The organism is Tersicoccus mangrovi (assembly GCF_036881825.1).
In the GTDB taxonomy this organism is placed as follows: Bacteria; Actinomycetota; Actinomycetes; order Actinomycetales; family Micrococcaceae; genus Tersicoccus; species Tersicoccus mangrovi.
Map to the genome: position 1 here is coordinate 1 of NZ_JBAJMW010000001.1, position 25,415 is coordinate 25,415.

A 25,415-nucleotide genomic window follows, 5' to 3' on the forward strand; every position below is an offset into this window, starting at 1 on the left:
CCCATCGTGCCGACCAGGAGCCCGTTTCCTCACCCCCACCCCACCGTCGGCAACGTCATGACCCACAACACCTAGGCGCGGATGCCACCGCGCCGACGACACAGCAGTTCGCCGAGTCAGCGCCGCGCCGCCTCACGCTCGCCGGCGTCGATCGCGGCCAGCCCGCGGTCGGCGACGGCGAGCACGAGGAAGACGGCGGCGGCCACGAGCATCACGAGGCCGAGCCCGTGCAGCCCGGTGGTCGTCGCCTGCCGGCCGAAGACCAGGCCCGCCGTGGAGGAGGCGACCATGGCGCCGAGGTACATGAAGGTGCGCAGCAGCCCGGCCGAGACGCCGACCTTGTCGCGCCGGGCCTGGTGGTAGAGAGCGGTCTGGTTGGACAGGTTGACCAGTCCCTGCGGCAGGCCGAGCATCACGACGACCCCGAGCAGCAGCCAGACGGGGGCGCCGTCGCCGAGCAGGAGGATCATCCCGGCGGCCAGCAGTTGCGCGACGGCACCGACGACCAGCTTGACGCGCACCGTCCCCCGGCGGCCGGCGACCACGGTCGCGACGATGCCGACGGCGAAGGTGGGCAACAGCAGCAGACCGGTGCCCGACGGGCTGAAGCCGCGCCCCTGCTCGAGCCACTGGGTGAACCCGTAGAGGAAGCAGTAGGAGACGGTGGACGCGACGAGCGACCGGGCGTAGGTCAGCAGCAGCGGCACGTTGCCCGCGAACACGCGGACGTCGATGAACGGCTCGGGCCGGCGCAGCTCCCAGCGGGTGAAGGCGACGCCGGCGACGACAGCGAGGGCCGGCAGCCAGAGCCGGGCCGGGGTCGGGTCCATGAGGAACACGAGCATGCCGAGCAGCAGGGCGGCGAACAGCCCGACGCCGACGGTGTCGAGCCGGGCGGTCCCGTCCCGCATCTGGCCCGCGGCCTGCCGCCCCGGAGGCGTGGCCGGCACGAACAGCCAGCCGAGGACGAGGCTCGCCAGGCCGAGCACGACGTTGACCACGAGCGTGCTGCGCCAGCCGCCGATGCCGATCAGCAGCCCCCCGAGGGACGGCCCGACGACGGCGATGGTCTGGGTCGCGACCGAGAGGGCGGCCAGGACGCCGCTCGGGCTCGCCATGCCCGTGCGGTCCGCCTCGCCCCGGATCAGCGCCATCGCCGCGGGGTAGCCGGCGCACGTGCCGAGGCCGAGCACGACGCGGGCGGCGACGAGCACCCAGATGGAGGGCGCGAGGGTGCCGACGACGCCGGCGACGATCGTCAGCACGGCACCGGCCAGGAACAGGCGGCGCGCGCCGTAGAGGTCCACGAGCCGGCCGACGAGCGGCTGCCCGATGGCGGTCGCGAGGTAGAGGGCGGAGATCAGCCAGGCCGTCTCGGCCGCGGGCGCGCCCAGACCGACGCCGATCGGCACGAGGGCGACGGCGATGATCGACGAGTTGACGGGGTTGAGGATCGAGCCGAGCATCATCGGCGCGAGCAGCCGCCGGTCGAACCGGTCGGTGGGAGCGGGGTGGCGTGCGGTCATGCTCATCAGTCGAGCAGCCGTTCGAGCAGGCCCATGGCGGCGATGATCGACTGGCGCTCGGTCTCGCTGAAGCGGTCGGCGAGGGCGGTCTCCAGCCACGCCCGCCCGGCGTCGAGCGCGCCCTCGACGCGGTTGCGGCCCTTCTCGGTCGCCTCGAGCAGTTGCCGCCGGCCGTCGCGCGGGTCCGGGGTGCGCACGATGTACCCGTCGCGGTCGAGGGCGGCGATGGTCACCGCGATGGACTGCGGCGTCACCTTCTCGGCGGCCGCGAGGCCGCTCGCGGTGGCGGCCTCGTTGCGGGCGATGCGCATGAGGGCCGAGGCCTGGCTCGGCGTCAGGTCGGCCCCGTCGGTGACCGCCATGATGCGGCGGCGCACCCGGCTCACGGTGGCGCGGACCGCGACGGCGGCCCGGGACGCCGAAGCGGGATGGTCGGTGGTCGTGCCCGTCATGATCGTCAGCCTACACTGATCAGTGTCACCTGATTATTGCGCTGCGCCGACCTTCGATCCGCAGGAGCCGACATGACCGATCCCCGCCCCGTTCTGCTCGCCATGGACTTCCAGCACGGCATCGTCGAGCGCCTCGGCGACGACGCCGTCCTCGCCGGCGCCCGGAAGGCCGTCGAGGCCGCCCGTGCGGCGTCGATCCCGGTCGTCTGGGTGCGCGTCGCCTTCCGACCGGGCTATCCGGAGGTGTCCGCGTCGTCGTCGTTCGCCGGCCTGGTCGGCAGCGCCGGGGACGCCATGACGATGGATCACCCCGCCACGGCGATCCATGCCGCGCTCGGGCCGCGGGAGGACGAACCCGTCGTCGTCAAGCGACGGATCAGCGCGTTCACGGGCAGCGACCTGGCCGTGGTGCTGCGCGCCGCCCGGGCGGACACCCTCGTGCTGGCGGGCATCAGCACCAGCGGCGTCGTGCTCTCGACGCTGCGGCAGGCGGCGGACCTGGACTATCGACTCGTGGTGCTCTCCGACGCGTGCGCGGACCGCGAGGCCGAGGTGCACCGCGTGCTGCTGGAGAAGGTCTTCCCGCGGCAGGCGGAGGTCACGACCGTGGCGGACTGGGCCGGGACGCTGACGACGGCGCCCTGAGGCGCGAGCGGGCGGAACCCGCGCGGTCCGTCAGGCGCCCCACCAACGCAGGCGCCAGCGCCGCCCGGTCCGGCCCCGCCGCTTCCACGTCGCCACCGCCACACCCGTCAGGGCGAGCGCACCGCCGAGCAGGGCGGCGGCCGGCGGCGTCTCCTGCAGCACCAGCCAGGAGAGCAGCACCACGACGGGCGGCACGGCGTAGGTCGAGGCGGCCGTCCGGCCCGCGCTGGCCCGGGAGAGCGCATAGCCCCACGTCGTGAAGGCGATGGCCGTGGGGAAGACGCCGAGGTAGACGACGGCGAGCACCGAGGATGTCGGGGCGACCGCCAGGGCGCGTACGAGCTCGGGTGCGAAGGGCAGGCAGGCGAGGGTGCCGGCGACGCAGCCGAGCACGGTCATGGTGGAGGCGTCGATGCGGCGCAGCAGGCTCTTCTGCAGGGTGGCCGAGCTGCCGTAGACGACCGCCGCGACCAGACCGAGGACGACGCCGAGCAGGTCGAACCGGCCCGTGGACGTCGAGACGGTGATGACGGCCACCCCGCACAGCGCCACCAGCATCCCCGCGATCAGACGCCGGGGGAAACCCTCCCCGAGGAACAGGCCCGCGAGCACGGCAACGATCATCGGCGCGAGGTTGACGATCAGTGACGCGGTTCCGGCGTCGACGTGCTGCTCGGCGGCGTTGAGCGCGATGTTGTAGATCCCGAACCAGGCCACGCCCCAGACGACGACGGCGGCGAGCACGCGTCCGGACGGCCGCGCGCGTGACGGGGCCGCCGGCATCGTTCCGCCCGCTCCTGCACCGCGCCGGCGACGCGATCGGCGGAACTGGACGGTCAGATGGATGCCGGCGAGGGCGACCGAGCCGACGGCCACCCGGCCCAGCGTCAGCGGCCCGGGGGCGAAGTCGTGCGCCGCGGCGCGGATGCCGACGAACGCCGACGCCCACAGCAGCACGGTCATCCCGATCGCGGCCCACAGCATCCATCCGCCCGAGGAGGAGGGACCGCGGGACGCCCCGCCGGTCGCACCGCTCGTCGCACCATCAGTGGCGTCCCCGGAGGGATCCGTGCGGTCGGTGCGGTCGGTGCCGCCGGTCGTGGCCTCGGTCATGGGTCCATCACATCACCGGCCACCGACGGAACCGGCACCGGACGTCACCGAGCCGCCACGAACCGGCAGCCACCAGTCCGACAGCCGGCGGCGGCGCGCGACGGACCACCGCCCGACGGCTGCCGCGGCGGGTACTGTCGGTGGCCGCCGGTACCGTGAGGACCATGCGCAGCTGGCACCTGCTCCCCCGCGCGGCCTTCGACCTCGAGACCACCGGCCGCGATCCCGCGACGGCCCGGATCGTCTCGGCGTCCGTCGTGGTCGCGGACGGGAACGGCCGGTTCATCGGCCGGCACGAGTGGCTCGCGGACCCCGGCGTCGAGATCCCCGAGGCCGCCAGCGCGATCCACGGCATCAGGACCGAGCGGGCGCGGGCCGAGGGGCGTCCGGCGCCCGCCGTCGTCGCCGAGGTGAGCGCCTCCCTGCGGGAACTGTTCGACGCGCGGATCCCGGTCCTGGCGTTCAATGCCTCCTACGACTTCACCGTGCTGCTGCAGGAGTGCCGCCGCTGGTCGCTGCCGGACCCGCCACGGCCGATGCCCGTCCTCGACCCGTTCCAGATCCACCGGGAGCTGGAACGGCGGCTCGAGCCGGGCCGGAAGCGCACGCTGGTCGCCCTGTGCGAGGAGTTCGAGGTGCCGTTGGTGCACGCCCACACGTCAGCCGCGGACGCGGCAGCGACCCTCGTCCTGGCCGAGGCGATGGCCGGGCGCTGGCCCGAACTGCAGATGCCGGCCCGCTGGCTGCACGACCTGCAGGTCTCCTGGCTGCAGCACCGCGCCGAGCGACGAGCCGCCCACCTGCGGCGCGAGGGCTGGGCAGAGGCGGACCTGCCGGGCCCGCACCCCTGGCCGGTCGGCTGAGGCGAGGAGGGAGGCCGAACGAGAACGAAGGGTCAGAGCACGTCGGAGAGGAACTGGCGCAACCGGTCCGTGCGCGGCTCGCCGAACAGCTGCTGCGGCGTGCCCGTCTCGACCACGGCGCCGGCGTCCATGAACGTCACGGCGTCGGCGACGGAGCGGGCGAAGCCCATCTCGTGGGTGACGACGACCATCGTCATGCCCGAGGACGCGAGGTCGCTCATCAGGGCCAGGACGCCCTTGACGAGCTCCGGGTCGAGGGCGGAGGTCGCCTCGTCGAAGAGCATGAGCTCCGGCTCCATGGCCAGGGCCCGGGCGATCGCCACGCGCTGCTGCTGGCCGCCCGAGAGGGCCGACGGACGGGCACCCACCCGGTGCGCGAGGCCCACGCGGTCGAGCTGGTCGCGGGCGACGTCCCGCGCCCGATCCTTGTCCATACCGCGCAGCTTGCGCAGGGCCAGGGCGACGTTGTCGCCCACGGTCATGTGCGGGAACAGGTTGAACTGCTGGAAGACCATGCCGATCCGCTGCCGGTAGGCGTCCGGGTTGGTGCCCAGGACCGACTCACCGTCCAGGCTGAGGTCGCCCCGGTCCGGCTCGATCAGCCGGTTCAGCACGCGCAGCAGGGTGGACTTGCCGGACCCGGAGGGCCCGATGACGGCGGTCGTGGTGCCGGCGGGCGCGTCCAGATCGACGCCGCGCAGCACGTGGTTGTCGCCGAACGACAGGTGGATGCCGGTGGCACGCAGATGGCCGGCGCGGGTGGCGCCGTCGTGCTCGGATGCGGGGGTGGTCACGGCTGTCCTCCTGGGGTCACACCGGCGGCGCCGGTGGCATCGCTGGTGACGGCGGCGTCGGCGGTCTCGCTCGCGGTCTTCTCGCGCCGTCCCTCACGGAGCCGGTGGTCGATGACGTTGACGAGGTGGGTCAGCGGGATCGTGAGGACGAGGTAGAGCAGGCCCGCGGCCACCAGCGGCGAGAGGTTGCCGGAGTTGGCCGTGGCGTCGTTGCCGACCCGGAAGATCTCCCGCTGGCTCGCGAGCAGGCCGAGGAAGAAGATCAGGGACGAGTCCTTGATGAGGGAGATGAACTGGTTGACCAGCGCGGGCAGCACCCGGCGGACGCCCTGCGGGATGATCACGAGGCGCATCGTCGCGCCGTACGAGAAGCCCAGGGCCCGCGAGGCCTCCATCTGGCCGCGGTCCACGCTCTGGATGCCGGAACGGAAGATCTCGCCGATGTACGCGGCGGCGAGCAGCGAGAGGGCGAGGATGCCCAGCGGGTAGGGGTTGGTGCTGCCGGTCACCTGACGCACGATCGGCCCGAGCCCGATGCCGATCAACAGGATGATGATGACGGCGGGCAGCCCTCGGAAGACGTCGGTGTAGATGCGGGCGAGCCAGCGGGGAACCGGGTTGCGGGAGATGCCCATCACCGCGAGGACCATGCCGAGCAGGCTGCCGATGATGCCCGACGAGACGGAGAGGATCAGCGTGTTGGGTAGCCCGACGGTCAGCAGGTCGGGAATGACCTGGGCCATCGCTTGCCCGTTGAAGAAGGTGTCGATCAGCTGCGACCAGGCGTCCATGGGTCTCCCCCTGTCGGTGTGGCTGGGAAGTCGGGAACCCGCACACGGCGCGGCCGCACGAGAGTGCGACCGCGCCGTGGATGAGCGGGGTGGGGTGCTACTTGACGGTGACGGCCTTGCTGCCGGGCTTCCACGTCTTCGGGGTCTCCCGCTTGGGGTACCACTCCTTGGTCAGCTTGGACCAGGTACCGTCGGCGATGACCCCGTCGAGCCCGGAGTTCAGCGCGTCGATGAGCGCCTTGTTGTCCTTGTTGACCGCGTAGGCGGTGAAGTTCTGGGTGTTGACGACGCTCTCGGCGATCTTGGTGCCGTCGCCGTCCTTCACCTGACCCTCCGCCTGCTGCGAGGGGGCCACCCAGGCGTCGATCTGCCCGTTGCGCAGGTTGGCGTACACGGTGTTGTAGTCGTTGAAGCGCACGGGCTGCAGGCCGAGGGTGTTGGTCACGTAGTCGTCCTGCACGGTGCCCTGCACGACGCCGATCCGGGTGTCGGACTTCAGGTCGGCGAACTTCTGCACCGTGGCGCCGTTCTTGACGACGACGGCCATGTAGCCGAAGTCGTAGCCGTTGGTGAAGCCGACGTTCTGGCGCCGCTTGTCCGTGGTGGAGATCGAGGAGGACCCGACGTCGAACTGCTTGGTCGCGACCTGGGAGAGCAGGGCGGAGAAGTCGGTGGACGCGAACTCGACCTTCAGGCCCAGCTTGGCGCCGATGGCCTTGAGCAGCTCGTTGTCGTAGCCGGTGAAGACGCCGTTCTTGATGAAGATGTTCGGCGGCGCGTCAGAGAGCGTGCCGACGCGCAGCGTGCCGTCGGAGATGAGGTTCAGCTTCGACTTGTCGATCTTCGCGAGCGGGGTGACGTTCGCCGTCGTGTACTTGTCGGTGTTCTTCTGGTCGCTGCCGGCCAGGGCGTTGGCGCCGGTGCTGGCGCTCTGGGACGCGCCGCCCGCGCAGGCGCTCAGGCTCACGGCCAGGACGACGGCGGTCATCGCCGTGGTGATGGACTTCAGACGACGGGGCAGGGCCACGGGTGTCTCCTCGGTGCGAGCGGCGGGACGGGTTCACACCCCGCCGACGGTGGTGATGGCACGACGGCGCGTGCGCTCGGCGGTCCCGCGGAGGCGGGACGGCAGGGGTCGACCGGCGACCCGCGAGGTCGGCGCGGCGCTGAACCGGCCGACGACATCACTCCAGCGTAAGGGCCGCCCAGGGCCGCGAACGACGATGCACGTCACGCGATGTCACTCCGGAGGCGTGCTCTTCGTCACGCCTCGCACCGGCCCCGGAACGCCCACCCGCTCTCCCAGCCACGCGTCGATTTGGCCGAGCGCCGCCTGAGCCATCGGCGTCGCGTGCCCGGTGAAACCGTGCGGAGCCGCGGGGTAGACGCGCAGATCGACGGCGACCCCGGCGGCCGAGAGCCGGGCCGCCATCGCGAGGTTGTCCTCGAGCAGGACGTCGTCGGCCCCCACGATCATCAGCACCGGCGGCAGGCCGCGCAGGTCGGCGAAGAGCGGGGACAGGTCCGGATCGGTGCGGTCGACCGCGTCGCCCGCGTAGGCGGGGAGGAAGTACTCGTCCGCGATCAGCCGACCGGCCGGCGTGGCGGTTGCGAGATCCCACGTGCCGAACTGAAGCACGGCCCCGTCGACGGCGTCGACGCCACGGTCCCGCAGCCGGACGAGCGTCGTCATCGCGAGGGTGGCGCCGGCGGAGAAGCCGGTGATCGCCAGGCGGGAGGTACCGAAGCGGGCAGCCGCGTGCTCGGCCAGCCAGAGCGCCGCGGCCTCGACATCGTCGGGCGCCGCCGGCCACGGATGCTCGGGGGCGAGCCGGTAGTCGACACTGACGACGGCGACGCCGAGGGTATCCACGAGCCGGCGGGCGGCCCGGTCGCTCGCCGCGGCGGAGCCGAGGAAGAAACCGCCCCCATGGATCTCGAGGAGCACGCCCGCGGGCGGCGCGGAGCGGGGCCGGTGGATGCGCACGGGCACGCGATGGCCGTCCGTACCGACCGTCACGACCTCCGGCGGAGGGTCGACCACGACCGGGACCGGCGCGGCTGCCCGGGCCCGGCGCAGCTCGGCGAGGTCAGCCGGGCCGCGTCCCGCGGTACGCCGCGCGTAGAAGGCACGGGTCGGCGCGACGAGCGGCTCCAGACCGGGGTCGATCAGCTCCGTCAGGTCCACGCGCACAGGTGCAGCCTACGAGGGACGCGCCGGAGGCCCCGGGACACCGCTGTCCGAGGCCTCCGCGGTCGTGTCTCAGAGCCCGTTCAGCCGGTACGGAACGAAGGTGCCCTGGCCGGACCAGTAGGGGTAGGGCGTCACGCGGGCGACCGTGCCCACCCCGGGCCGGCTCTCCTCCATGGCGTTGTACTTCGTGTGCGCCGTGTTCGCCCAGCCGTTGAAGATGACGACGTGCCCGCTCGTCTTGAGCATGACGTCGCCGGGCCGCAGCTGGGTCTTGGTGATGCGGTGGGAGACCTGCGGCAGCGTCGACGTCACGTAGCTCGTGCGCAGGTGCCACGCCATCGAGACGTAGCCCGAGCAGTCCTCGCGGTACAGCTTGCCCTGCGGATCCCGGTGGTAGCCCTGCTGGTTGTAGGGCACGTGGGCGGTCACCCAGGTCCTGGCCCGGGAGATGATCGTGGACCGCGAGATGGTGGCCGTGGCGGTCGCCGTCGAGGCGGTGGACGACGTGGTGGACGTGCTGGCGGTGGTGGCCGAGGCCGGGGACAGCCCGCTCAGCCCGAGGCCGGCGGCGAGGACACCGGCCCCGACGGAGGTGACGATCTTCCTGTGGTGTGCGCGCATGACTCACTCCTGCCCGTTGGTGTGGTGCGAACCTTGTGCAGAATTCCCCCGCGGATCACTGACGCGGACAATGCCTTCCGCCGATCGGATCACTCGACGATCCGATCAGGATCACGGCTCGATTGTGGCGCGCGGAAACGCACTGGGCAACAGCAGCGGTCGAATTGCAACTTCATGCAGTCGCGGGGTGGAGAAAGCCCGGAATTCCGGGGGCGGACGGCTCGGATCAGCCGTGCTGACGTGCTCCTCCACTGGCGATCGCACGTTACCGGCCAGTAGGTCTAGCCGTCGCCGAATCATTCCGCCTACATTCACCTCGACCATTGTCCGAGCCGATCGCCTCGTCACTCGTGTGCATTCTTCCGCCGGTGATGCGTCATGCCCGAAATGTTCATCTCGACGACCAGAGGTCGTCACCATTCCAGGGGAGAAACAACATGAAGAATCTGCTGCGCTCCGGTGCCGCCGCCGCGATCGCCCTCGGCCTGCTCGCCGGCGGAGGCGCCACGACCGCGTCCGCCGCGGCCGAGGCGCCGGCCACGGCCTCCTCGGCACGCTGCTTCGTGCCGAGCACCGCCAACCAGTCCGTGCTCCGCACACTCAAGGCGGTCGGTGACAAGCGGGGCATCACCTACCGCGTGCGGCTGGCCATGTTCGAGACCGCCTGGGTGGAGAGCCACGCGAACAACCTCAAGTGCGGGACGGGCAGTTCCGTGGGCGTATTCCAGCAGACGTCCGCGTGGGGCACCTACGCGCAGCGGACGAACGTCACCTGGGCCACGAACAGGTTCCTCGACCAGGCCATCCCCAACGCACGCCGGCACCCGAGCTGGACCGCCGGTCAGGTGGCCCAGAGCGTCCAGCGCTCGGCCTACCCCACCCGGTACGACCAGGCGAAGGCCACGGCGACGCGGCTGATCGCGCAGTTGGCGCACTGACCGATCCGCCGCGGTGGTGGGACGGAACACCCGTCCCACCACCGGGGAGCGGACGGGTTCAGCGCAGGTTCTCGAGGTTCTGCAGCAGATTCGGGTGGGTCGGCGTCCAGCCGAACGCCTCCCGGGTATGGGCGCTGCTGGCGGGCTGGTCCATGGCGAAGATCGCCCCGAGCGGGCCGAACGTCTCCTCGGGCACCGATGCGACGGGCAGATCCAGTCGACGGCCGATGGCGGCCGAACTGGGCGTGCTCGCCTTCAAGCTCGGCTACGCCGACTGGGTGGAATCGACCGAGCAGTCCGGACTCGCCCCGCACGTCCTCCGGGCCCTGGACACCCTCCGGAAGGCCGGCGCCGCGCTGAACTGACCGGAAGCCCCGTGCCGGAGCGGTACCGTCAGTCGGCGGTCCGCACCGCCGTCGCCAGGTGCGAGCGCACCTTGACGGGACCGGCGCCGTGCTGCGGCACCGCCGCCAGTGCGAAGGACTCGATCACGCCGGGACGGAAGATGACGCACTCGGTGGAGCCGCCGAACTGGAAGTAGCCGAGCTCGTCACCCTTGTCGACATGGTGGCCGGGAACGATGTCCTCGCCGATGGTGCAGGTGGACACCTCGATCATGCCGACCGGGACGACGGCGACGAGGCCGATCGCGGGGTTGTCCGACTCGATCAGGATGACGGCGCGACTGGCGACGTGGGCGAGGTAGCCCTGGGAGACGGTCGGCTCGACCGCGTCCGAGCCCTCCGAGTCGGCCTCGGAGAAGTAGGTGCCCGATTCGACGAAGGCGCGAACCACCGTGCCGGACACCGGGCTGTGCCACCGGTGATAGTTCAGGGCGCTGAGGAAGGCCTGGTAGACAGTGCCGCCGACGAACTGGTCGACGGCCGGGTCGTTCGCCAGCAGGTCCTCAAGTGAGTAGGGCTGGCTCTTGACCCAGAACTCGTCGCGGCGCTGCACGTCGGTGCTGAGCTTGTAGGGCGTGGACTCGCAGGCGCTGACGATGATCCGGTCGTCGTCGGGCCCGTCCACCGGGCGGGCCTCCTCGCGGAAGTGCCGTGTGAAGAAGTCGTTCCAGGACGTGAAGCCCCAGTGCGGGTCGGCGGGGTCGTGGACGAAGTCGTCCATGCCGACGGCGCGCCGGGCCTCTTCGCTCTTCCACCCGGTCGGCGAGTCGTTGAGCACGTAGAGCGACTTCTCGCTGTCGAGGAACGAGCACCAGGCGTCGAGGATGTCCTTCAGGCCGGCGTTGACGCGCGGGTCCCGGTAGAAGGCGAAGCCCGCGGGGGTGCCCATCGTCCAGTCGAGGATGCCGGCCATCGGGGTCGTGATCATCGATCCCTCACTGAACTCCGGCGCCGTCGTCAGCACCGCGTCGATGAGGGAGAGCATCTGCTCGAAGCTCGTCAGGTGCCGGTTCCGGTACGGCTTGAACGAGGGCACCTGCTCGATCATCCGCGTGGCGTACATCCGCAGGACCGGATCGGACGTGACGAGGTCGTGGAAACGCCGGACGGACGGATGCCACGGGGTGCCCGGATCTCGCTGAGCCGTCCGCTCGGCGTGCCCCGCCAGCCACGCCTCGAGGTCGTCCTGCCCCGGGAGCCATTCACCGCGCTGCTTGTAGTCCTGGTCCGTCATGGGGGTCAGTATGCCGGACGGATCTGGGGAGTCGTCCTGCACCACCACCCGCTCGATAGACTCCCCCGCGTGCCGACCCTCCTCCTGCTCAACGGGCCTCCGGGCGTCGGGAAGTCGACGGTCGCCGACGCCCTGGTCCGCTCCCGGCCCGGGTGGGTCGCCGTCAGCGTCGACGAGGTGAAGCACGCCCTGCCGACGTGGCCGGCCGAGCCTATCCGTTCGGGTCTGGCGGCGCGGGACACCGCGGCCTCACGGGTCGCCGAGCTGCTGGACCGCGGACAGGACGTCGTCGTCGACCAGTACCTGGCCCGTCAGGACTTCGTGATCGTCCTCGAGCGCGTCGCCCGGGACGCCGACGCCCGCTTTCTCGAGGTGGTGCTGACCGTCGACGAGGCGACGGTGGCACAGCGGCTCGGCCGGCGGCGCCGTCGCCCGACCCGGGCCGAGCAAGTCGAGAACGACCGCTTCGTCAATCCTGGGGACGCCGCCGCCCTGCTCGCCTCCCTGGCCGCCCGCCGTGCCGAGCCCGGCGTCCACCGCGTGGACGCGTCGGGCCCCGTCGCGCAGACGCTGCGGGTCCTGGACGCACTCCTGGCGCCCTGACGACCCATCGGACAGACGAAGGGACCCGACGGCGGCATCGTGGAGATGCCGCCATCGGGTCCCTGGGGTCTGCCCGTTCGCCCTACGGGGGCCGGCTCAGTACTCGGGGTCGTCCAGCGAACTGGTCCGGCGGGTGACGCGGTCACCGCTGACCGGGTCGACCGCCGAGCGCGTCGTCGAGGCGACCGACCGACGCCGGAACAGCAGGAGGATGCCGACGAGGAACACCACGACGCCGGCGGCCATCAGGATGTAGCCGGCCATCGTCAGATCGAGCCATGCCACCTGGATGTTGACCGCGAAGGCGAGGATCGCGCCGATCACGAAGAGGACGACGCCGCCACCGATGCTCATCTGCAGATCTCCTTTCCGGGGGCCGCCTCGTGCGGCGCTACCCGTATCGGTCCCGATGACAGGCCCGCGCCCCGTGCAACCCGTTGTGGCGCTGACATGGGCGCGCCGTGCATACGGCGCCGTGCTTCTGGCGTGGTGCTCTCGGCGTCGTCGACTCCTCAGGCGGGCGGGGTCGCCGCGGCGGCGGCCTGCGCGGCCGCGGGCAGCGCCGCGATCACGCGCTCCATCGCCTCGTCGTCGTGCGCGGCGGAGAGGAACCAGGCCTCGAACACCGATGGCGGCAGGTACACCCCGGCGTCGAGCATCGCGTGGAAGAACGGGGCGAACCGGAACGACTCCTGCGCCTGGGCCTGCGCGTAGTCGTGCACCCCGGTGCCCGAGGTGCCGAAGGCGACGCTGAACAGGTTGCCCGCGTGCTGGATCGTGTGGTCCACGCCCGCGGCGTCCAGGGCCGAGCGCAGTTCGGCCTGCAGCTGCCGGGAGAGGCCGTCGATCGTGTCGTAGACGACGCCGTCGGCGTACTGCAGCGTCGCGACGCCGGCGGCCATCGCCACGGGGTTCCCGGACAGGGTGCCCGCCTGGTAGACGGGACCGAGCGGGGCGAGGTACTCCATGACGTCGGCACGACCGCCGAGCGCCGCGGTGGGCAGGCCGCCGCCGATCACCTTGCCGAAGGTGAACAGGTCCGGCGCCCACGCGGCGGTGCCGGCGTCGTCGAGGGTGCCGGCGTCGTTGAAAGTACTGAGTCCCCAGTAGCCGGCGGGGTGCACGCGGAATCCGGTGAGCACCTCGTCCATGATCAGCAGGGCACCATGGTCGGCAGTGATGCGGCGCAGGCCCGCGTTGAACCCGTCGCCGGGCTCGACGACGCCCATGTTCGCGGGCGCGGCCTCGGTGATGATCGCGGCGATCCGGTCACCCTTCTCGGCGAAGAGCTGCTCGACGGCGGCGAGGTCGTTGTAGGGCAGCACGACGGTGTCGGCGACGGTCCCGGCGGGCACGCCGGCCGAGCCGGGCAGGCTCAGGGTGGCGACGCCGGAGCCGGCGGCGACCAGCAGGGCGTCCTCGTGCCCGTGGTAGCAGCCGGCGAACTTGACCACGAGGTCGCGGCCGGTGAATCCGCGGGCCAGGCGGATCGCCGTCATCGTCGCCTCGGTGCCGGTGGAGACCATCCGGATCCGCTCCACGGCGGGCACCCGCTGCTGCACGAGCTCGGCCAGCTGCGCCTCGGCCGGGGTCGAGGCGCCGAAGGAGAGGCCGCGGTCGACGGCGGCGTGGACCGCCTCGAGCACACCGGGGTGGGCGTGGCCGAGCAGCAGCGGGCCCCACGAGCACACGAGGTCGACGTACCGGTTGCCGTCGGCGTCGCGCAGCCACGGGCCCTCCCCCGAGACCATGAACGGCGGGACGCCGCCCACGGACCCGAAGGCGCGCACGGGCGAGTTGACCCCGCCCGGCATGAGGCGCTGGGCGGTGGCGAACAGATCGGCGGACGTGGTCATCGGTCTCAGCCCTTCAGTCGGCGGGCGACCTCGGTCGCCCAGTAGGTCAGGATCAGGTCGGCGCCCGCGCGCTTGATGCCGAGCACGGACTCGTCGATGGCGGCCTCGCGGTTGATCCACCCGTTCGCGGCGGCCGCCTCGATCATCGAGTACTCCCCCGAGATCTGGTAGGCCGCGACGGGCACGGTGCTCATCTCGGCGACGTCCCGGAGGATGTCGAGGTAGCTCATCGCGGGCTTGACCATCACCATGTCGGCGCCCTCGTCGATGTCCAGCTGGGTCTCGAGGATGGCCTCACGCCGGTTGGCGGCGTCCATCTGGTAGGTGCGGCGGTCGCCCTGCAGGGACGACTGGACGGCCTCCCGGAACGGCCCGTAGAACGCGCTGGCGTACTTCGCCGAGTAGGCGAGGATCGACGTGTCGGTGAAGCCGGCCTCGTCCAGCGCCGCCCGGATGTGGCCGACCTGGCCGTCCATCATGCCCGACGGCGCGACGACGCGCGCCCCGGCCTGCGCCTGGGCGACGCCCATCCGCCCGTAGATCTCCAGGGTCGCGTCGTTGTCCACGGTCCCGTTCTCGGCGAGGACGCCGCAGTGCCCGTGATCGGTGAACTCGTCCAGGCACAGATCGCTCATGAGCACGACGTCGTCGCCGAACTCGGCGTTCAGCTCGGCGAGGGCGACGTTGAGGATGCCGTCGGGGCTGACGGCGCCGCTGCCGACGGCGTCCTGCGTGGTGGGCACCCCGAAGAGCATGATGCCGCCGACGCCGGCGTCCGCGGCCTCGTGCACCGCGGCCTTGAGACTGTCGATGCTGTGGTGCATGACGCCGGGCATCGCGCTGATCGGCTGCGGCTCGGTCAGTCCCTCGCGCACGAACATGGGCAGCACCAGGTCGGCGGGGTGCACGCGCACCTCCGCGGTCAGGTGCCGCAGGGCGGGGGTGGCGCGCAGGCGGCGGGGGCGGTGCTGGGGGAAGCTCATGCTTTCCATCTTCTCTCGGGTGTCGGCGGGGCTGCGTCGCGGTCGGCCGATCTCGCGCTGGGCGAACCGGTCGGGTTGCTCACGACGGGCCTGGTCACGGCGGTCACGACGGCGTCGCGGACCGCGGCGGGGTCGGCGGTGGCCGCGGTCGCGGCGGCGGGACGGCCGGCCTCGGCCGCGGCGGCGGCCGTCGTGAGGCCGATGGCGACGATCGGGCAGGGATCCCCGGCGGCGAGCCACCGGCGCAGCGTGGACGGGGAGGTGACGACGACGGCGTCGGGCCGGCGCTCCTGCGCGGCGGCGACGGTGAGCCGCTCTCCCGCGGCTTCCGACCATCGGTTCTCCGGTTCGATCGCCTCGCCGGGCGCTGCCGGGTGGTCGACGGTGCGGTACGCGGTCACGGCGGTCACCGGCCAGCCGCGGGCGGTGAGCCCGTCCGCGAGGGCGCCGGCGGCCAGGTCCGAGTGGGGCAGCAGGACCGGGGTCTGCTCAGGCGAGGCGTCCGGCCAGGCCTCGAGCAGGGCCTGTGCCCCGGAACCGGTGGCCGGCACCAGATCGACGGCGACGCCGGCGCGCTCGAGGGCGGCAGCGGTTCCGGCACCGACGGCGGCGATCCGCACCCGGTCGCCGGCTACGGCCAGCAGGATCGGCAGCCCGGTGCCGAGGGCGGCGGCACGGCGGGTCAGGGCGGTGACGGTCGTGGCGCTCGTGACGGCGAGCCAGCCGAACCGCCCGTCGCGCAGGGCCGTCAGGGCGTCATCGAGCGGGCCGAGGTCGGCCGGCCACGCGAAGTCGACGACCGGCACGGTGAGCACCGTGGCGCCCGCCTCGCGGAGCACCGCGCCGAGGGCACCGGCGCGGGCGGGGCCGCGGGTCAGCGCGATCGTCCGGCCCGCGAGGGGCCGGTCGGAGGTCGGCGACGGGTAGGGGCTCACGCGCCGTCGGAGTCCATGCGCTCCTCGCCGGTCGCGGCCCGGACCACGCCGGCGGCAGCGGTCCCAGCCGTCGCCGGGACGTCGGCGGGCATCAGGTCCGCGGCGCCGGCGTCGAGCAGCGTCTCGGCGAGCCGGGTGCCCAGGTCGCGGGCCGCGGTCACGGCCTCGGCGGTCAGGGCACCGGTCTCGTCGAGGGTCGGTCCGGCCGTCCTCGTGCTGGCCGAGCGCCGCAGCAGGCGGGTGCCGTCGGGCGAGCCGACCACCGCGTCGAGGTGCAGCGCGCCGTCCGTGTGCCGCGCGAAGGCGCCCACGGGGGCGGAGCAGCCGGCCTCGAGCCGGGCGAGCAGGGCCCGCTCGGCGGTGACGGCGGCGCGGGCGGTGACGTCGTCGAGCGCGGCCATCGCGGCGGCGAGCTCGCCGCCGGGCACCAGGTCCTCGGTGCGCACCTCGACGGCGAGCGCCCCCTGCCCGGGCGCGGGCAGCATCACGGACGGGTCGAGGTAGTCGGTGACGGCGTCGAGCAGGCCGAGCCGGGACAGCCCGGCACCGGCGAGCACGACGGCGTCGAGCTCCCCGCTCGTGACCTTGCCCAGGCGCGTGGGCACGTTGCCGCGCAGATCCACGACGGTCAGGTCCGGACGGGTGGCGCGCAGCTGGGCGGCCCGGCGGGGCGACCCGGTGCCGACGCGGGCACCCGTCGGCAGGGTGTCCAGGGTGAGGCCGTCGCGGGCGCACAGCACGTCCCGCACCTCGGCGCGGGTGGGCACGGCGGCGATGGTCAGGCCGTCCGCGGGCGCGGAGGGCAGGTCCTTGAGCGAGTGCACGGCGACGTCGCAGTCCGAGCGCAACAGGGCGTCCCGCAGCGCCGTGACGAAGACGCCAGTGCCGCCGATCTGCGCGAGCGGCGCGCGGTTGACGTCCCCCTCGGTGCGGACCCTCACCAGCTCGACGTCGAACCCGCCGAGCTCGGCGAGCGCGTCGGCGACCATGCCGGACTGCGTGACCGCGAGGTCACTCCCGCGGGTGCCCAGCCGGAGCCGGGCACCCGTGGAGACGAGGGGTTCACCCACGGGAGGCGCCTCCCGCGGCCGCACCCGGGGCGGCGTCGGCCGGCGGCCCCGCCGGGTTGACCGAGAGGTCGCACGCGTCGGACCCGGCGACGGTCGGCACCGCGCGCCGCAGGTTGGCGCAGCAGTCCGGCCGGCACACGTCGAACCAGGGGCCCAGCTCGGTCTCCGCCGGGCGAGGCCCGCCGTCGAGCCGCTCGGCGATCAGGTCGGCCATGCCCGTGATGAACGCGGCGTGCGTCCCGGGAGTCGGGGTGCGCACCGCGGCCAGGCCGAGGTCACGGCAGGTCTCGAGGGCCTCGGTGTCCAGGTCCCAGACGACCTCCATGTGGTCGCTGACGAAGCCGAGGGGCACGAGCAGGACGCCGGCCACACCCTGGGCGGGCAGCTCGACGAGCGCGTCGTTGACGTCGGGCTCGAGCCACGGCACCGACGGGGGCCCGGACCGGGACTGGTAGACGAGCGACCAGTCGACGTCCTCGGATCCCTCCGGCGCGCCGGTGGCAGCCCGCTCCATGATGATCCGCGCGTTCGCCAGGTGCTGGGCGACGTAGGCCGCGCCCTCCTCGAACTCGCGGTCCCGCGGCCCGGACGCGGCGGCGTCGGAGCTGGGGATGGAGTGGGTGCAGAACAGCACGTGGATCCGGCCCTCGCGGCCGCTCTCGGCGAGCTGGGCCCGCACCTGGGCGAGGCCCTCGGTGACGCCCTCCACGAAGGGGGCGATGAAGCCGGGGTGGTCGAAGTACTGGCGGATCTTGTCGACCCGCAGCTTGCCGACGAGGTTCCGCTCGAGCAGCGCCTTGCCGAAGTCCTCGCGGTACTGCCGGCAGGACGAGTAGCTCGAGTAGGCGCTCGTGGTGATCGCGAGCAGGCGCTGGTGCCCGTCGGCGTGGGCCTGCTCGAGCACGTCGCCGATGTACGGCTCCCAGTTGCGGTTGCCCCACAGCAACGGCAGGTTGACGCCGCGGGCGGCGAGCTCCGCGGTCAGGGCCGCGTGCAGGTCGCGGTTGAGGGCGTTGATCGGGCTCACGCCGCCGAAGTGCCGGTAGTGGTGCGAGACCTCCTCGAGCCGCTCGTCGGGGATGCCGCGACCGCGCGTGACGTTGCGCAGGAACGGGATGACGTCGTCCTGCCCCTCGGGGCCGCCGAAGGAGGCGAGGACGACGGCGTCGTAGGTGGCGGGCGGCTGCTCGGGAGCGTGCTCGGCGTCGAGCGCGGGGCTGGTCATCGCAGGACTCCCGCGACCTCGGCGGGTTCGATCCGGCGGCCGGTGTAGAAGGGGATCTCCTCGCGCACGTGCAGCCGCGCGTCGGTGTTGCGCAGGTGCCGCATCAGGTCGACGAGGTCGGTCAGCTCCGGCGCTTCAAGGCCGAGCATCCACTCCCAGTCGTTCATCGCGAAGCACTGCACCGTGTTGGCGATGACCTGCGGATACTCGCGGCCGGCCAGGCCGTGGTCGCGGAGCATCGTGCCGCGCTCGGCCGGGTCGAGCAGGTACCAGTCGTAGGAGCGCACGAACGGGTAGACGCACATCCACTGCCCGGCGGGCACGCCGCGGAAGTAGGACGGCGAGTGCTCCTTGGAGAACTCCGCCTCCCGGTGCACGCCCATCGACGAGAACACGAGCCGGGTCGCGGCCAGGGTCTCGGTCCGGCGCAGCGTCCGGATGGCTTCCTGCAGGTCCTCGGGCTGCTGGGCGTGCAGCCAGACCATCACGTCGGCGTCGGCGCGCATCGCCGAGACGTCGTAGAAGCCGCGCACGGTCACGCCCTGCTCGGCAAGGGTGCCGGTCAGCGCGGCCAGCTCGCCTGCGGGGGCGGCCGGCGACGGCGACGCGGTGCGGGCGAAGACCGCCCAGAGCGTGTACGGATCGCCCGTGGACAGGCCGGGCGCAGAGGTCTGCAGGTCGGGGGCAGTGGTCATGGTTCCCAGTCTGCCCCGATCGATCGGCTGACGCTAACCGGACCGACGTGCTTTTCTACATATTGTCGAAAAGTTGGGCGGCCTGGGCGCGGCTGTCCGCGACGACCGCCGCGAGACCGTTGCCGGCGAGCCACCCGCCGACGACGGCGAAGGCGGACGGCCCGGTGTCGTGCTTGCCGTTGCCGGCGGGACGCACCGATGACGCGGCCGTCCGGATCCGTGCGACCCGGCCGGCGTGGCCGGGACCGGCGGCGGGCAGGGCGCCCGGCCAGCGCACGACGTCGCCGTCGAGCACCTCGCTGTCCGGCCCGCCGAGCTCCACCCCGAGCAGGGTCGCGGCGTCACGCCGGGCCGTCTCGAGTACGTGGGCGTCGTCGGCGTAGCGGGAGGCGTCCTCGCCGGGGCGTCCGTAGGAGAGCCGCACGACGTGGACGCCGGGTCCGGCGGTCTCAGCAGCGGCGTCCGCGAGCCACTCCCACTTGGCGGTGGCGTGGGTGAGGGCCTTGGCCTCGACGCCGGGCACGTCCTCGCCGACGAGCACGCCGGTGCCGCGGGGATGCGTGTCCAGGGCGGTGCTGCGGACGACGAGGGTCGCGAGGGTGACAGGCGCGCCAGTGGGGGCCGGCAGGTCCGCCAGCGACGGGAAGAGGCCGGTGAGCAGCGGGACCGCCGTGCCCGCTCCGGCGGCGAGGACGACGTGGTCGGCGAGGATCGGGCCGTGCGGGCCGTCCGCCGTCGTCACCTGCTCCGTCGTCACCTGCTCCGTCGTCAAGAGCCACGTGTCGTCGGTGCGATGGAGCCCGGTCACGGCACGGCCGGTGTGGATCGTGCCGCCGGCGGCCTGGATGCGGTCGGCGAGCGCGTCGACGAGACGGTGCATGCCGCCGCGCACGGAACCGACCGCGGAGCCGGCCTTCGCGGTGCTGCGCAGCCGCGCGACGCCGGCGGCGAGCGACCCGGTCTCCTCGAGCGCGGCGAGCAGTCCGGGGGCGACGGCCTGGGCGTCGAGGGCGTCGGGATCGGCGGCGTGCACGCCGGAGACGATGGGCCGGACCAGCCGGTCGAGGACCTGCTCCCCCATCCGGGTGCGGACCACGGTGCCGAGGCTCGGCGGGGTCGGGGCGCCCGGGGTGAGCTCGGCGGGCACGGGATCGGTGGCGTCGCGGCGGGCGCGGGCCAGGGCGTCGGGGCCGAGCGCGGCGTGCAGGGAGGGGTCGTCGAGGTCGGTGGGGATGCCGAGGAGGCCGGCCCGCGGCAGCGGCCAGGTGCCGTCCCGGTGGGCGACCCAGGCGCCGGCCGGATCCGGGGTGACGAGTTCGTCCCCCAGGCCCAGGTCGCGGGCCAGGTCGGCGACGGCGGTGCTGCGGGTCGCGTAGGACTCGGCGCCGGCGTCCAGCGCGAGACCGCCCACCTCGTGCCGGGCCACGCACCCCCCGGGCACGTCGGCGGCGTCGAGCACGAGCACGTGCAGACCGGCCGCGGCGGCGCGGTCGGCGACGATCAGGCCCGCGATACCGGCGCCGATGACGACGACGTCGGCACGCTCGACCTCGTTCTGGCCCTCCTCCGGCTCCTTCTCCGACTCCGTCGGCGTCGTCACTGGGGCACCTCGTGAACCAGCTCGACGATCCGGGTCAGGACGGTCGGGTCGGTCTCCGGGGGGACGCCGTGGCCGAGGTTGACGACGTGGCCGGGGGCGGAGTCGCCGCGGCGCAACACGTCGCGCACGTGCTCCTCGAGCACCTCCCAGGGCGCGGCGAGCAGGGCGGGGTCGATGTTGCCCTGCAGGGGCACGCCACCGCCGAGCCGGCGGGAGGCCTCGTCGAGCGGCAGGCGGTAGTCGACGCCGACGGCGGTGGCCCCTGCGGCGTGCATCGCGGGCAGGAGCTCGCTGGTGCCGGTGCCGAAGTGGATGCGGGGCACGGGCAGGTCGGCGACGTGGCCGAAGGCGCGGGCGGAGGCGGGGGCGGCGTGGGCCTCGTAGTCGGCGGCGGACAGGGAGCCGGCCCAGGAGTCGAAGAGCTGGCAGGCGGAGGCACCGGCCTCGATCTGGGCGCGCAGGAAGGCGCCGGAGAGGTCGGCGGCCCAGGTGGTCAGGGCGCGCCAGGTCTCCGGGTCGGCGTGCATGAGGGTACGGGGGCCGAGGTGGTCGCGGGAGGGGCCGCCCTCGACCATGTAGGCGGCGAGGGTGAAGGGGGCACCGGCGAAACCGATCAGGGGGGTGGTGCCGAGCTGGGAGACGGTCAGGGCGACGGCCTCGCGGATGGCGGTGAAGTCGACGTCGTCGAGCGAGGGGAGGGCGGCGACGTCGTCGGGGGTGCGCACCGGGGAGCCGAGCACCGGGCCACGGCCGGGGACGATGTCGACGTCGACGCCGGCCAGGCGCAGGGGCACGACGATGTCGGAGAAGAAGATGGCGGCGTCCACCTGGTGGCGGCGGACCGGCTGCAGCGTGATCTCGGAGGCGAGGTCGGGGCGCAGGCAGGACTCGAGCATGCCGATGCCCTCGCGCGCGGTGCGGTACTCGGGCAGGGAGCGGCCGGCCTGGCGCATGAACCAGACGGCGCGGGACCCGGTCCGCTCACCGCGCAGGGCCCGGAGCAGGGGGCTGTGGGCGGTCCGGCCGTCCATCAGCGGGTGCTCGGCGGGCAGGGCGGGAACGGCTGCGGTGCTCATGGTTCTCGATTGTGCCTGCCGGGCCGGTCCAGGAGCGAACCGGGGTGCCCTCACGCGCTCGATACCGGTTTTCCACAGGGAGCCCACTCCCGCGAGTTCTGTGGGTGGTGGCTGGTGTAGTGGGGTCATGGAAGCACCACGGGATCCGGCGCAGGGCGAGCTGCTGCCCCTCCCGATGGGTGCTGCCCGCTCACGTCGAGGGGGCGCCGCTGACGCCGACTCACCCTGTGCCGATCGGCCAACCGTCGCCTCCTTCGCCGCCCTCTCCGCTGTCGCCGCACTGAGCGAGCCCCAGAGCCTCCACACCGTCGAGGACGCCGTCGCCGCACTGGAGGACGTGCGACGGCTCGAATCCTGGCTGACCTGGACGAAGCACCGGGTCGTTCGCGCCACCATGTCGCTCGCCGCCGTCGACCACGAACGCTGGGTCGACGCCCACCCGCTCGTCGAGGACGGCCCCGGGCTGTCGCGTGCCGAGCGCCTCGCCGTCGGGGAACGCAGCGCGGTGGCGGAGATCGCCGGTGCCCTGCACGTGGGTGAGAGCGCGGCGTACCGGCTGGTGAGCCGGGCCGACGTGCTCGCCGATCACCTTCCCGCCACCGATGCCGCCCTGAGAGCAGGCGTCATCACCGGCACCGCCGCGAGCCTCATCGCGGCCGAGGCCACCGAGTACACCGATGCTCGTGCGGCCGCGTCCGATCCCGAGCAGCTCGCGGCGCTCGACCTCGCGATCGAGACGACGGAGACGGTCCTGCTGAGCCACGCGGCGGCGGGGTGCCGCCCGGAGTCGTTGAAAGCGCGGGCGCGGCGGCTGCGCGAACGGTGCCACCCGACGTCCTTTCACGACAGGCACGCGGCAGCGCTGGCGGAGCGGTACGTGCGGATCGCTCCGGACCGGGACGGCATGGCCCGGCTGACCGCACTGTTACCGGCCGCCGTCGCCGTGGGCATCGATGCACGACTGAGCGCACTGGCCCGCGCTGCGCAGCAGACCGAACCGGCGACACAGCACTCGGTCGATCGGCCTGAGCAGCCGGTTGATCAGCCGACCGTTGGCGACGGCGACTGCGACGGCGATGGCCGGGGCTGCGGGTCAGCCTCGACGGGCTCCACGCTCGGCCAGCTGCGCGCCGACGTGCTGGCGGACCTGTTGTCCGACGCCGATCCCGTTGGCGCGAGTCGGTCCGGGCCACCCGCTGCCGCTGCGCCGGCTTCGCGCGTGCTGCTCACGATGCCGGCGGCCACCCTGCTCGGCGGTGACGAACCCGGCGCTCTCGGCGCGTTCGGACCGATCGGCGCCGCCGACGCCCGCAAACTCGCGGCCGCAGCGAGCTGTTTCCTGCTGGGCGTCACCGCCGAGGCGAGCGCGCCACCCACACGGGCAGGTCGGCCGGCCCCACCCGGGAAGCCGGACCACCCGGACGACTCGCAACCACCGAATGGTGCCCCTCCATGGACCGCCCAAGGGATGCCCTCGACTTCTCTGCGGACGCCCGGCCTGCCGCCGACCTCTGGTCCGCCTCCAATCCCACGCCCTGCCCCGCCCTCCCGACCGCCGTCCGCCCCGGGTCTGCTCGCGGCCTTCGACTCGACGACGGACCAGGGCGGCACAGCCCCGCGGACTGCGCCGGCCGCATCGACGTCACCGCCACCCGTGTCACCGGGCGCCGACCCGCGCGTCATTCCGATCGTCCTCACGGATGGGCAGCTGTACCGGATCCCCGACCGGGTGCGCCGTGCCCTGGCGGTGCGGGACAGGACCTGCCGCTTCCCGGGGTGCCGCCGAGCCGCCGAGGGCTGCGACATCGATCACGTCGTCGCCTGGGCGGACGGCGGACCGAGCGATCCCGACAACCTGGTCCACCTGTGCCGGCGACACCACGTGCTCAAGCACCATTCCGCCTGGACGGTGGCGGCCGACGTCGCATCGGCGCCGTCGGGTACGGATGAGGAGGTCTCACTCGAGCGCTCGGGTATCGACCGCCTCGTCTGGACGTCCCCGGCCGGTCGCCACCTGGTCACCACGCCGGAGTCACCTCCGTTCTGAGTTCGACGTGGTCCACCAACCCGCAGCCGCGTCCCGTCCACCGTTCCGCCGCGTCCGCGCGCGCGACCGCATCATCACCCCGACCTCTGCCGCACTCGCCAGCTCCCACCGATGTCATTCCCATCACCTCCGCCGCATGTCCGAGGGTCGAGCCGCTACCATGGAGGGGTTGTGCCTCTTCTCTCATTGGTCGCGTCACACGCGGATCAGGATCTCGAGACCATCGCTCGGTTGAGCGAGGGTCATGTCGGCCTACCGGAACGACTGCTCAAGGATCCCGACATTCACGGCATCGTCTCCCTGGCCACCTGCAACCGCTTCGAGCTCTATCTCGACGTGGACCAGGAGGCCGACCTGGACGTCGTGCGCAACGCCGTCGTCGAGTCGGTCACCCAGGACGCTCAGGTCGGCACCGACACCGCCCGCGCCGCCTTCCGCATGCTCAGCGGGCGCACCGTGGCCGAGCATCTCTTCGCGGTCGTCGCCGGCCTCGACTCCGCCGTGATCGGCGAGCGCGAGATCGCCGGCCAGGCCCGTCGTGCCCTCGGGTCGGCCCAGGCACACCACCACGCCACCGGCTCCTTGATCCGCCTCTTCGAGACCGCCGCCCGCACCGGCAAGGACGTCGGCTCCTCGACGACCCTGGGCGCCCGCGGCCGTTCCATCGTCTCCGTGGCCCTCGATCTGGCCGCCGACATCGCCAGCGCCCCACTCGCCGGCTCCACCGCCCTCGTCATCGGCACCGGCGCCTACGCGGGTGCCACCGTCGCCTCCCTGCGCGAGCGCGACTGCACCGACATCCGCGTCTACTCCGGCTCCGGCCGCGCCGCCGCCTTCGTCGCCAAGCGCGGCGGCACCGCCGTCGACGCCGCCGGCCTGCGCGACGCCATCGCCGACGCCGACGTCATCGTCGGCTGCAGCGGCTCCCGCCGTCGGGTCACCCCCGAGCAGCTCTCCTCCGCCCTGCCGGACGGCCGCCAGGTGACCGTCGTCGACCTGGCCCTGTCCCGCGACTTCGAGCCCGAGGTCGCCGACCTGCCGGGCGTCGAGCTGATCACCCTCGAATCGGTGCGCATGGCCGCCCCGAGCGAGGCGACCCTGCCGGTCCTGCAGGCCATGGACATCGTCTCCCGCGCCGCCGAGGACTTCCACGCGAAGCAGGCTGCCCGCGACGTCGACGGCGCCATCATCGCCCTCCGCCAACACACCATGGCCGTCCTCGAGACCGAGCTCGAGCGCGTGCGCGCCCAGCACGGCTGCACCGCCGCCGCCGACGAGGTCGAGTTCGCGATGCGCCGCATGGTCAAGTCCCTCCTGCACGTGCCCACGGTGCGGGCCAAGGAGATGGCCGCCCGCGGCGAGCAGGACACCTACATCGAGGGCCTCCGCGCCGTCTACGGCATCGAACCGGTCGCCCGCGCCGCCAAGCGCGCCGAGGCCGCCGCTTCCATGCCGGCCGTGCACCCCGTGGAACTGCCCCGGCAGGCCACCGGCACCGACGACGCCGAGCCCGTCACGGCCACCCCGACGACGGCGTCCGCGATGCCCGCCCTCGTCGACCTGGACGCGTCGGTCGACGGGCCGAGCTGCCCGTTCCGCCCCTGACGACGCCGAAACCGTCACCGCGCTCCTGACGCGCGCCCACGCCCCGGCCGTCGAGGTGTGCCTGAACGCTACCCGGCGGTAAGCTGACCGGACCCGAACGGCGCCGACCTCCCGACGACGCCGATCCGTCGGCCGTCGTCACGGG

The 25,415-nt window shown here is 73.0% G+C and carries 26 protein-coding genes; 7 read left to right on the forward strand and 19 right to left on the reverse strand.

What is annotated here, in order from left to right:
- Positions 1-116: 116 nt before the first annotated feature.
- Both V6N00_RS00005 and V6N00_RS00010 read right to left on the reverse strand, forming a co-directional pair.
- Positions 117-1,526 carry an MFS transporter gene (locus tag V6N00_RS00005; protein WP_334230046.1) on the reverse strand — a complete coding sequence of 470 codons (1,410 nt, stop codon included), beginning with the start codon at positions 1,524-1,526 and terminating at the stop codon, positions 117-119.
- Positions 1,527-1,531: 5 nt separating this feature from the next.
- Positions 1,532-1,978, reverse strand: a complete 447-nt coding sequence (locus V6N00_RS00010; RefSeq protein WP_334230047.1) for a MarR family winged helix-turn-helix transcriptional regulator — start codon at positions 1,976-1,978, stop codon at positions 1,532-1,534.
- A 72-nt stretch (positions 1,979-2,050) separates the two neighbouring features.
- On the opposite strand from V6N00_RS00010, the gene V6N00_RS00015 reads away from it, so the two are divergent.
- On the forward strand, positions 2,051-2,623 hold the full coding sequence (locus V6N00_RS00015; protein ID WP_334230048.1) for a cysteine hydrolase family protein: 573 nt from the start codon (positions 2,051-2,053) through the stop codon (positions 2,621-2,623).
- Positions 2,624-2,653: 30 nt separating this feature from the next.
- Here the strand turns inward: V6N00_RS00015 and V6N00_RS00020 are convergent, their stop codons facing one another.
- Complete coding sequence (locus tag V6N00_RS00020; protein ID WP_334230049.1) at positions 2,654-3,736, reverse strand: DMT family transporter; 1,083 nt, start codon at positions 3,734-3,736, stop codon at positions 2,654-2,656.
- Positions 3,737-3,900: 164 nt separating this feature from the next.
- On the opposite strand from V6N00_RS00020, the gene V6N00_RS00025 reads away from it, so the two are divergent.
- The gene (locus tag V6N00_RS00025) at positions 3,901-4,599 is read left to right on the forward strand and encodes an exonuclease domain-containing protein (RefSeq protein WP_334230050.1); all 699 of its coding nucleotides are present in this window, start codon (positions 3,901-3,903) and stop codon (positions 4,597-4,599) included.
- A 32-nt stretch (positions 4,600-4,631) separates the two neighbouring features.
- Here the strand turns inward: V6N00_RS00025 and V6N00_RS00030 are convergent, their stop codons facing one another.
- From V6N00_RS00030 to V6N00_RS00050, 5 genes are all read right to left on the reverse strand, one after another.
- Entirely contained in the window at positions 4,632-5,393 is a 762-nt protein-coding gene (locus V6N00_RS00030; protein WP_416384995.1) for an amino acid ABC transporter ATP-binding protein, read from the reverse strand.
- Positions 5,390-6,184: an amino acid ABC transporter permease gene (locus V6N00_RS00035; RefSeq protein ID WP_334230051.1), complete on the reverse strand. Its 795-nt coding sequence runs from the start codon at positions 6,182-6,184 to the stop codon at positions 5,390-5,392. The genes V6N00_RS00030 and V6N00_RS00035 overlap by 4 nt, the downstream gene beginning before the upstream one ends.
- A gap of 97 nt (positions 6,185-6,281) precedes the next feature.
- Positions 6,282-7,172 (reverse strand): ABC transporter substrate-binding protein, encoded by an 891-nt coding sequence (locus V6N00_RS00040; RefSeq protein WP_334230712.1) that lies wholly within the window; start codon positions 7,170-7,172, stop codon positions 6,282-6,284.
- Positions 7,173-7,424: 252 nt separating this feature from the next.
- Complete coding sequence (locus tag V6N00_RS00045) at positions 7,425-8,378, reverse strand: alpha/beta hydrolase (protein ID WP_334230052.1); 954 nt, start codon at positions 8,376-8,378, stop codon at positions 7,425-7,427.
- Positions 8,379-8,447: 69 nt separating this feature from the next.
- Positions 8,448-8,999 carry an NlpC/P60 family protein gene (locus V6N00_RS00050; protein ID WP_334230053.1) on the reverse strand — a complete coding sequence of 184 codons (552 nt, stop codon included), beginning with the start codon at positions 8,997-8,999 and terminating at the stop codon, positions 8,448-8,450.
- Positions 9,000-9,436: 437 nt separating this feature from the next.
- Between V6N00_RS00050 and V6N00_RS00055 the strand changes: the two genes are divergently transcribed.
- Positions 9,437-9,937: a hypothetical protein gene (locus tag V6N00_RS00055; RefSeq protein ID WP_334230054.1), complete on the forward strand. Its 501-nt coding sequence runs from the start codon at positions 9,437-9,439 to the stop codon at positions 9,935-9,937.
- A 58-nt stretch (positions 9,938-9,995) separates the two neighbouring features.
- On the opposite strand, the gene V6N00_RS00060 is transcribed toward V6N00_RS00055, so the two are convergent.
- The gene (locus tag V6N00_RS00060; protein WP_334230055.1) at positions 9,996-10,133 is read right to left on the reverse strand and encodes a hypothetical protein; all 138 of its coding nucleotides are present in this window, start codon (positions 10,131-10,133) and stop codon (positions 9,996-9,998) included.
- A gap of 31 nt (positions 10,134-10,164) precedes the next feature.
- On the opposite strand from V6N00_RS00060, the gene V6N00_RS00065 reads away from it, so the two are divergent.
- Positions 10,165-10,302 carry a hypothetical protein gene (locus V6N00_RS00065; protein ID WP_334230056.1) on the forward strand — a complete coding sequence of 46 codons (138 nt, stop codon included), beginning with the start codon at positions 10,165-10,167 and terminating at the stop codon, positions 10,300-10,302.
- Positions 10,303-10,330: 28 nt separating this feature from the next.
- Here V6N00_RS00065 and V6N00_RS00070 read toward each other — a convergent pair whose 3' ends face one another.
- The gene (locus V6N00_RS00070) at positions 10,331-11,575 is read right to left on the reverse strand and encodes a phosphatidylserine decarboxylase family protein (RefSeq protein ID WP_334230057.1); all 1,245 of its coding nucleotides are present in this window, start codon (positions 11,573-11,575) and stop codon (positions 10,331-10,333) included.
- Between the two features lie 69 nt (positions 11,576-11,644).
- Between V6N00_RS00070 and V6N00_RS00075 the strand changes: the two genes are divergently transcribed.
- Positions 11,645-12,178 carry an AAA family ATPase gene (locus V6N00_RS00075; protein ID WP_334230058.1) on the forward strand — a complete coding sequence of 178 codons (534 nt, stop codon included), beginning with the start codon at positions 11,645-11,647 and terminating at the stop codon, positions 12,176-12,178.
- A gap of 96 nt (positions 12,179-12,274) precedes the next feature.
- On the opposite strand, the gene V6N00_RS00080 is transcribed toward V6N00_RS00075, so the two are convergent.
- The 9 genes from V6N00_RS00080 to hemE all read right to left on the reverse strand — a co-directional run bounded on the left by V6N00_RS00080 (position 12,275) and on the right by hemE (position 21,618).
- Positions 12,275-12,532 carry a DUF6458 family protein gene (locus tag V6N00_RS00080; protein ID WP_334230059.1) on the reverse strand — a complete coding sequence of 86 codons (258 nt, stop codon included), beginning with the start codon at positions 12,530-12,532 and terminating at the stop codon, positions 12,275-12,277.
- A 158-nt stretch (positions 12,533-12,690) separates the two neighbouring features.
- Entirely contained in the window at positions 12,691-14,034 is a 1,344-nt protein-coding gene (hemL, locus tag V6N00_RS00085; protein WP_334230060.1) for a glutamate-1-semialdehyde 2,1-aminomutase, read from the reverse strand.
- Positions 14,035-14,039: 5 nt separating this feature from the next.
- Entirely contained in the window at positions 14,040-15,017 is a 978-nt protein-coding gene (hemB, locus tag V6N00_RS00090) for a porphobilinogen synthase (protein WP_334230061.1), read from the reverse strand.
- On the reverse strand, positions 15,014-15,952 hold the full coding sequence (locus tag V6N00_RS00095; protein WP_334230062.1) for a uroporphyrinogen-III synthase: 939 nt from the start codon (positions 15,950-15,952) through the stop codon (positions 15,014-15,016). The genes hemB and V6N00_RS00095 overlap by 4 nt, the downstream gene beginning before the upstream one ends.
- Entirely contained in the window at positions 15,949-17,022 is a 1,074-nt protein-coding gene (hemC, locus tag V6N00_RS00100) for a hydroxymethylbilane synthase (RefSeq protein WP_334230063.1), read from the reverse strand. Before hemC ends, V6N00_RS00095 begins: the two co-directional genes overlap by 4 nt.
- The gene (locus tag V6N00_RS00105) at positions 17,015-18,247 is read right to left on the reverse strand and encodes a ferrochelatase (protein ID WP_334230064.1); all 1,233 of its coding nucleotides are present in this window, start codon (positions 18,245-18,247) and stop codon (positions 17,015-17,017) included. The genes hemC and V6N00_RS00105 overlap by 8 nt, the downstream gene beginning before the upstream one ends.
- Positions 18,244-18,942, reverse strand: a complete 699-nt coding sequence (gene hemQ, locus V6N00_RS00110) for a hydrogen peroxide-dependent heme synthase (protein WP_334230065.1) — start codon at positions 18,940-18,942, stop codon at positions 18,244-18,246. The genes V6N00_RS00105 and hemQ overlap by 4 nt, the downstream gene beginning before the upstream one ends.
- Before the next feature lie 55 nt (positions 18,943-18,997).
- Positions 18,998-20,542, reverse strand: coding sequence for a protoporphyrinogen/coproporphyrinogen oxidase (locus tag V6N00_RS00115; RefSeq protein ID WP_334230066.1), 1,545 nt, complete (start codon positions 20,540-20,542; stop codon positions 18,998-19,000).
- Complete coding sequence (gene hemE / locus V6N00_RS00120) at positions 20,539-21,618, reverse strand: uroporphyrinogen decarboxylase (RefSeq protein WP_334230067.1); 1,080 nt, start codon at positions 21,616-21,618, stop codon at positions 20,539-20,541. The genes V6N00_RS00115 and hemE overlap by 4 nt, the downstream gene beginning before the upstream one ends.
- 127 nt (positions 21,619-21,745) lie before the next feature.
- On the opposite strand from hemE, the gene V6N00_RS00125 reads away from it, so the two are divergent.
- Together V6N00_RS00125 and V6N00_RS00130 are read left to right on the forward strand one after the other, a co-directional pair.
- Positions 21,746-23,665: an HNH endonuclease signature motif containing protein gene (locus V6N00_RS00125; protein ID WP_334230068.1), complete on the forward strand. Its 1,920-nt coding sequence runs from the start codon at positions 21,746-21,748 to the stop codon at positions 23,663-23,665.
- A 171-nt stretch (positions 23,666-23,836) separates the two neighbouring features.
- Positions 23,837-25,270 carry a glutamyl-tRNA reductase gene (locus V6N00_RS00130; protein WP_416384996.1) on the forward strand — a complete coding sequence of 478 codons (1,434 nt, stop codon included), beginning with the start codon at positions 23,837-23,839 and terminating at the stop codon, positions 25,268-25,270.
- The last annotated feature ends 145 nt before the right edge of the window (positions 25,271-25,415 follow it).

What these genes read in the sequence shown, in the direction of transcription:
- V6N00_RS00005 (WP_334230046.1), bottom strand. Translation starts at nt 1,526, where the DNA reads ATGACCGCACGCCACCCCGCTCCCACCGACCGGTTCGACCGGCGGCTG.
- hemQ (WP_334230065.1), bottom strand. Translation starts at nt 18,942, where the DNA reads ATGACCACTGCCCCCGACCTGCAGACCTCTGCGCCCGGCCTGTCCACG.
- V6N00_RS00025 (WP_334230050.1), top strand. Translation starts at nt 3,901, where the DNA reads ATGCGCAGCTGGCACCTGCTCCCCCGCGCGGCCTTCGACCTCGAGACC.
- V6N00_RS00015 (WP_334230048.1), top strand. Translation starts at nt 2,051, where the DNA reads ATGACCGATCCCCGCCCCGTTCTGCTCGCCATGGACTTCCAGCACGGC.
- hemB (WP_334230061.1), bottom strand. Translation starts at nt 15,017, where the DNA reads ATGAGCTTCCCCCAGCACCGCCCCCGCCGCCTGCGCGCCACCCCCGCC.
- V6N00_RS00055 (WP_334230054.1), top strand. Translation starts at nt 9,437, where the DNA reads ATGAAGAATCTGCTGCGCTCCGGTGCCGCCGCCGCGATCGCCCTCGGC.
- V6N00_RS00050 (WP_334230053.1), bottom strand. Translation starts at nt 8,999, where the DNA reads ATGCGCGCACACCACAGGAAGATCGTCACCTCCGTCGGGGCCGGTGTC.
- V6N00_RS00010 (WP_334230047.1), bottom strand. Translation starts at nt 1,978, where the DNA reads ATGACGGGCACGACCACCGACCATCCCGCTTCGGCGTCCCGGGCCGCC.
- V6N00_RS00065 (WP_334230056.1), top strand. Translation starts at nt 10,165, where the DNA reads ATGGCGGCCGAACTGGGCGTGCTCGCCTTCAAGCTCGGCTACGCCGAC.
- V6N00_RS00125 (WP_334230068.1), top strand. Translation starts at nt 21,746, where the DNA reads ATGGAAGCACCACGGGATCCGGCGCAGGGCGAGCTGCTGCCCCTCCCG.
- V6N00_RS00020 (WP_334230049.1), bottom strand. Translation starts at nt 3,736, where the DNA reads ATGACCGAGGCCACGACCGGCGGCACCGACCGCACCGACCGCACGGAT.
- hemE (WP_334230067.1), bottom strand. Translation starts at nt 21,618, where the DNA reads ATGAGCACCGCAGCCGTTCCCGCCCTGCCCGCCGAGCACCCGCTGATG.
- V6N00_RS00105 (WP_334230064.1), bottom strand. Translation starts at nt 18,247, where the DNA reads ATGACCAGCCCCGCGCTCGACGCCGAGCACGCTCCCGAGCAGCCGCCC.
- V6N00_RS00040 (WP_334230712.1), bottom strand. Translation starts at nt 7,172, where the DNA reads ATGACCGCCGTCGTCCTGGCCGTGAGCCTGAGCGCCTGCGCGGGCGGC.
- V6N00_RS00070 (WP_334230057.1), bottom strand. Translation starts at nt 11,575, where the DNA reads ATGACGGACCAGGACTACAAGCAGCGCGGTGAATGGCTCCCGGGGCAG.
- V6N00_RS00035 (WP_334230051.1), bottom strand. Translation starts at nt 6,184, where the DNA reads ATGGACGCCTGGTCGCAGCTGATCGACACCTTCTTCAACGGGCAAGCG.
- hemL (WP_334230060.1), bottom strand. Translation starts at nt 14,034, where the DNA reads ATGACCACGTCCGCCGATCTGTTCGCCACCGCCCAGCGCCTCATGCCG.
- V6N00_RS00080 (WP_334230059.1), bottom strand. Translation starts at nt 12,532, where the DNA reads ATGAGCATCGGTGGCGGCGTCGTCCTCTTCGTGATCGGCGCGATCCTC.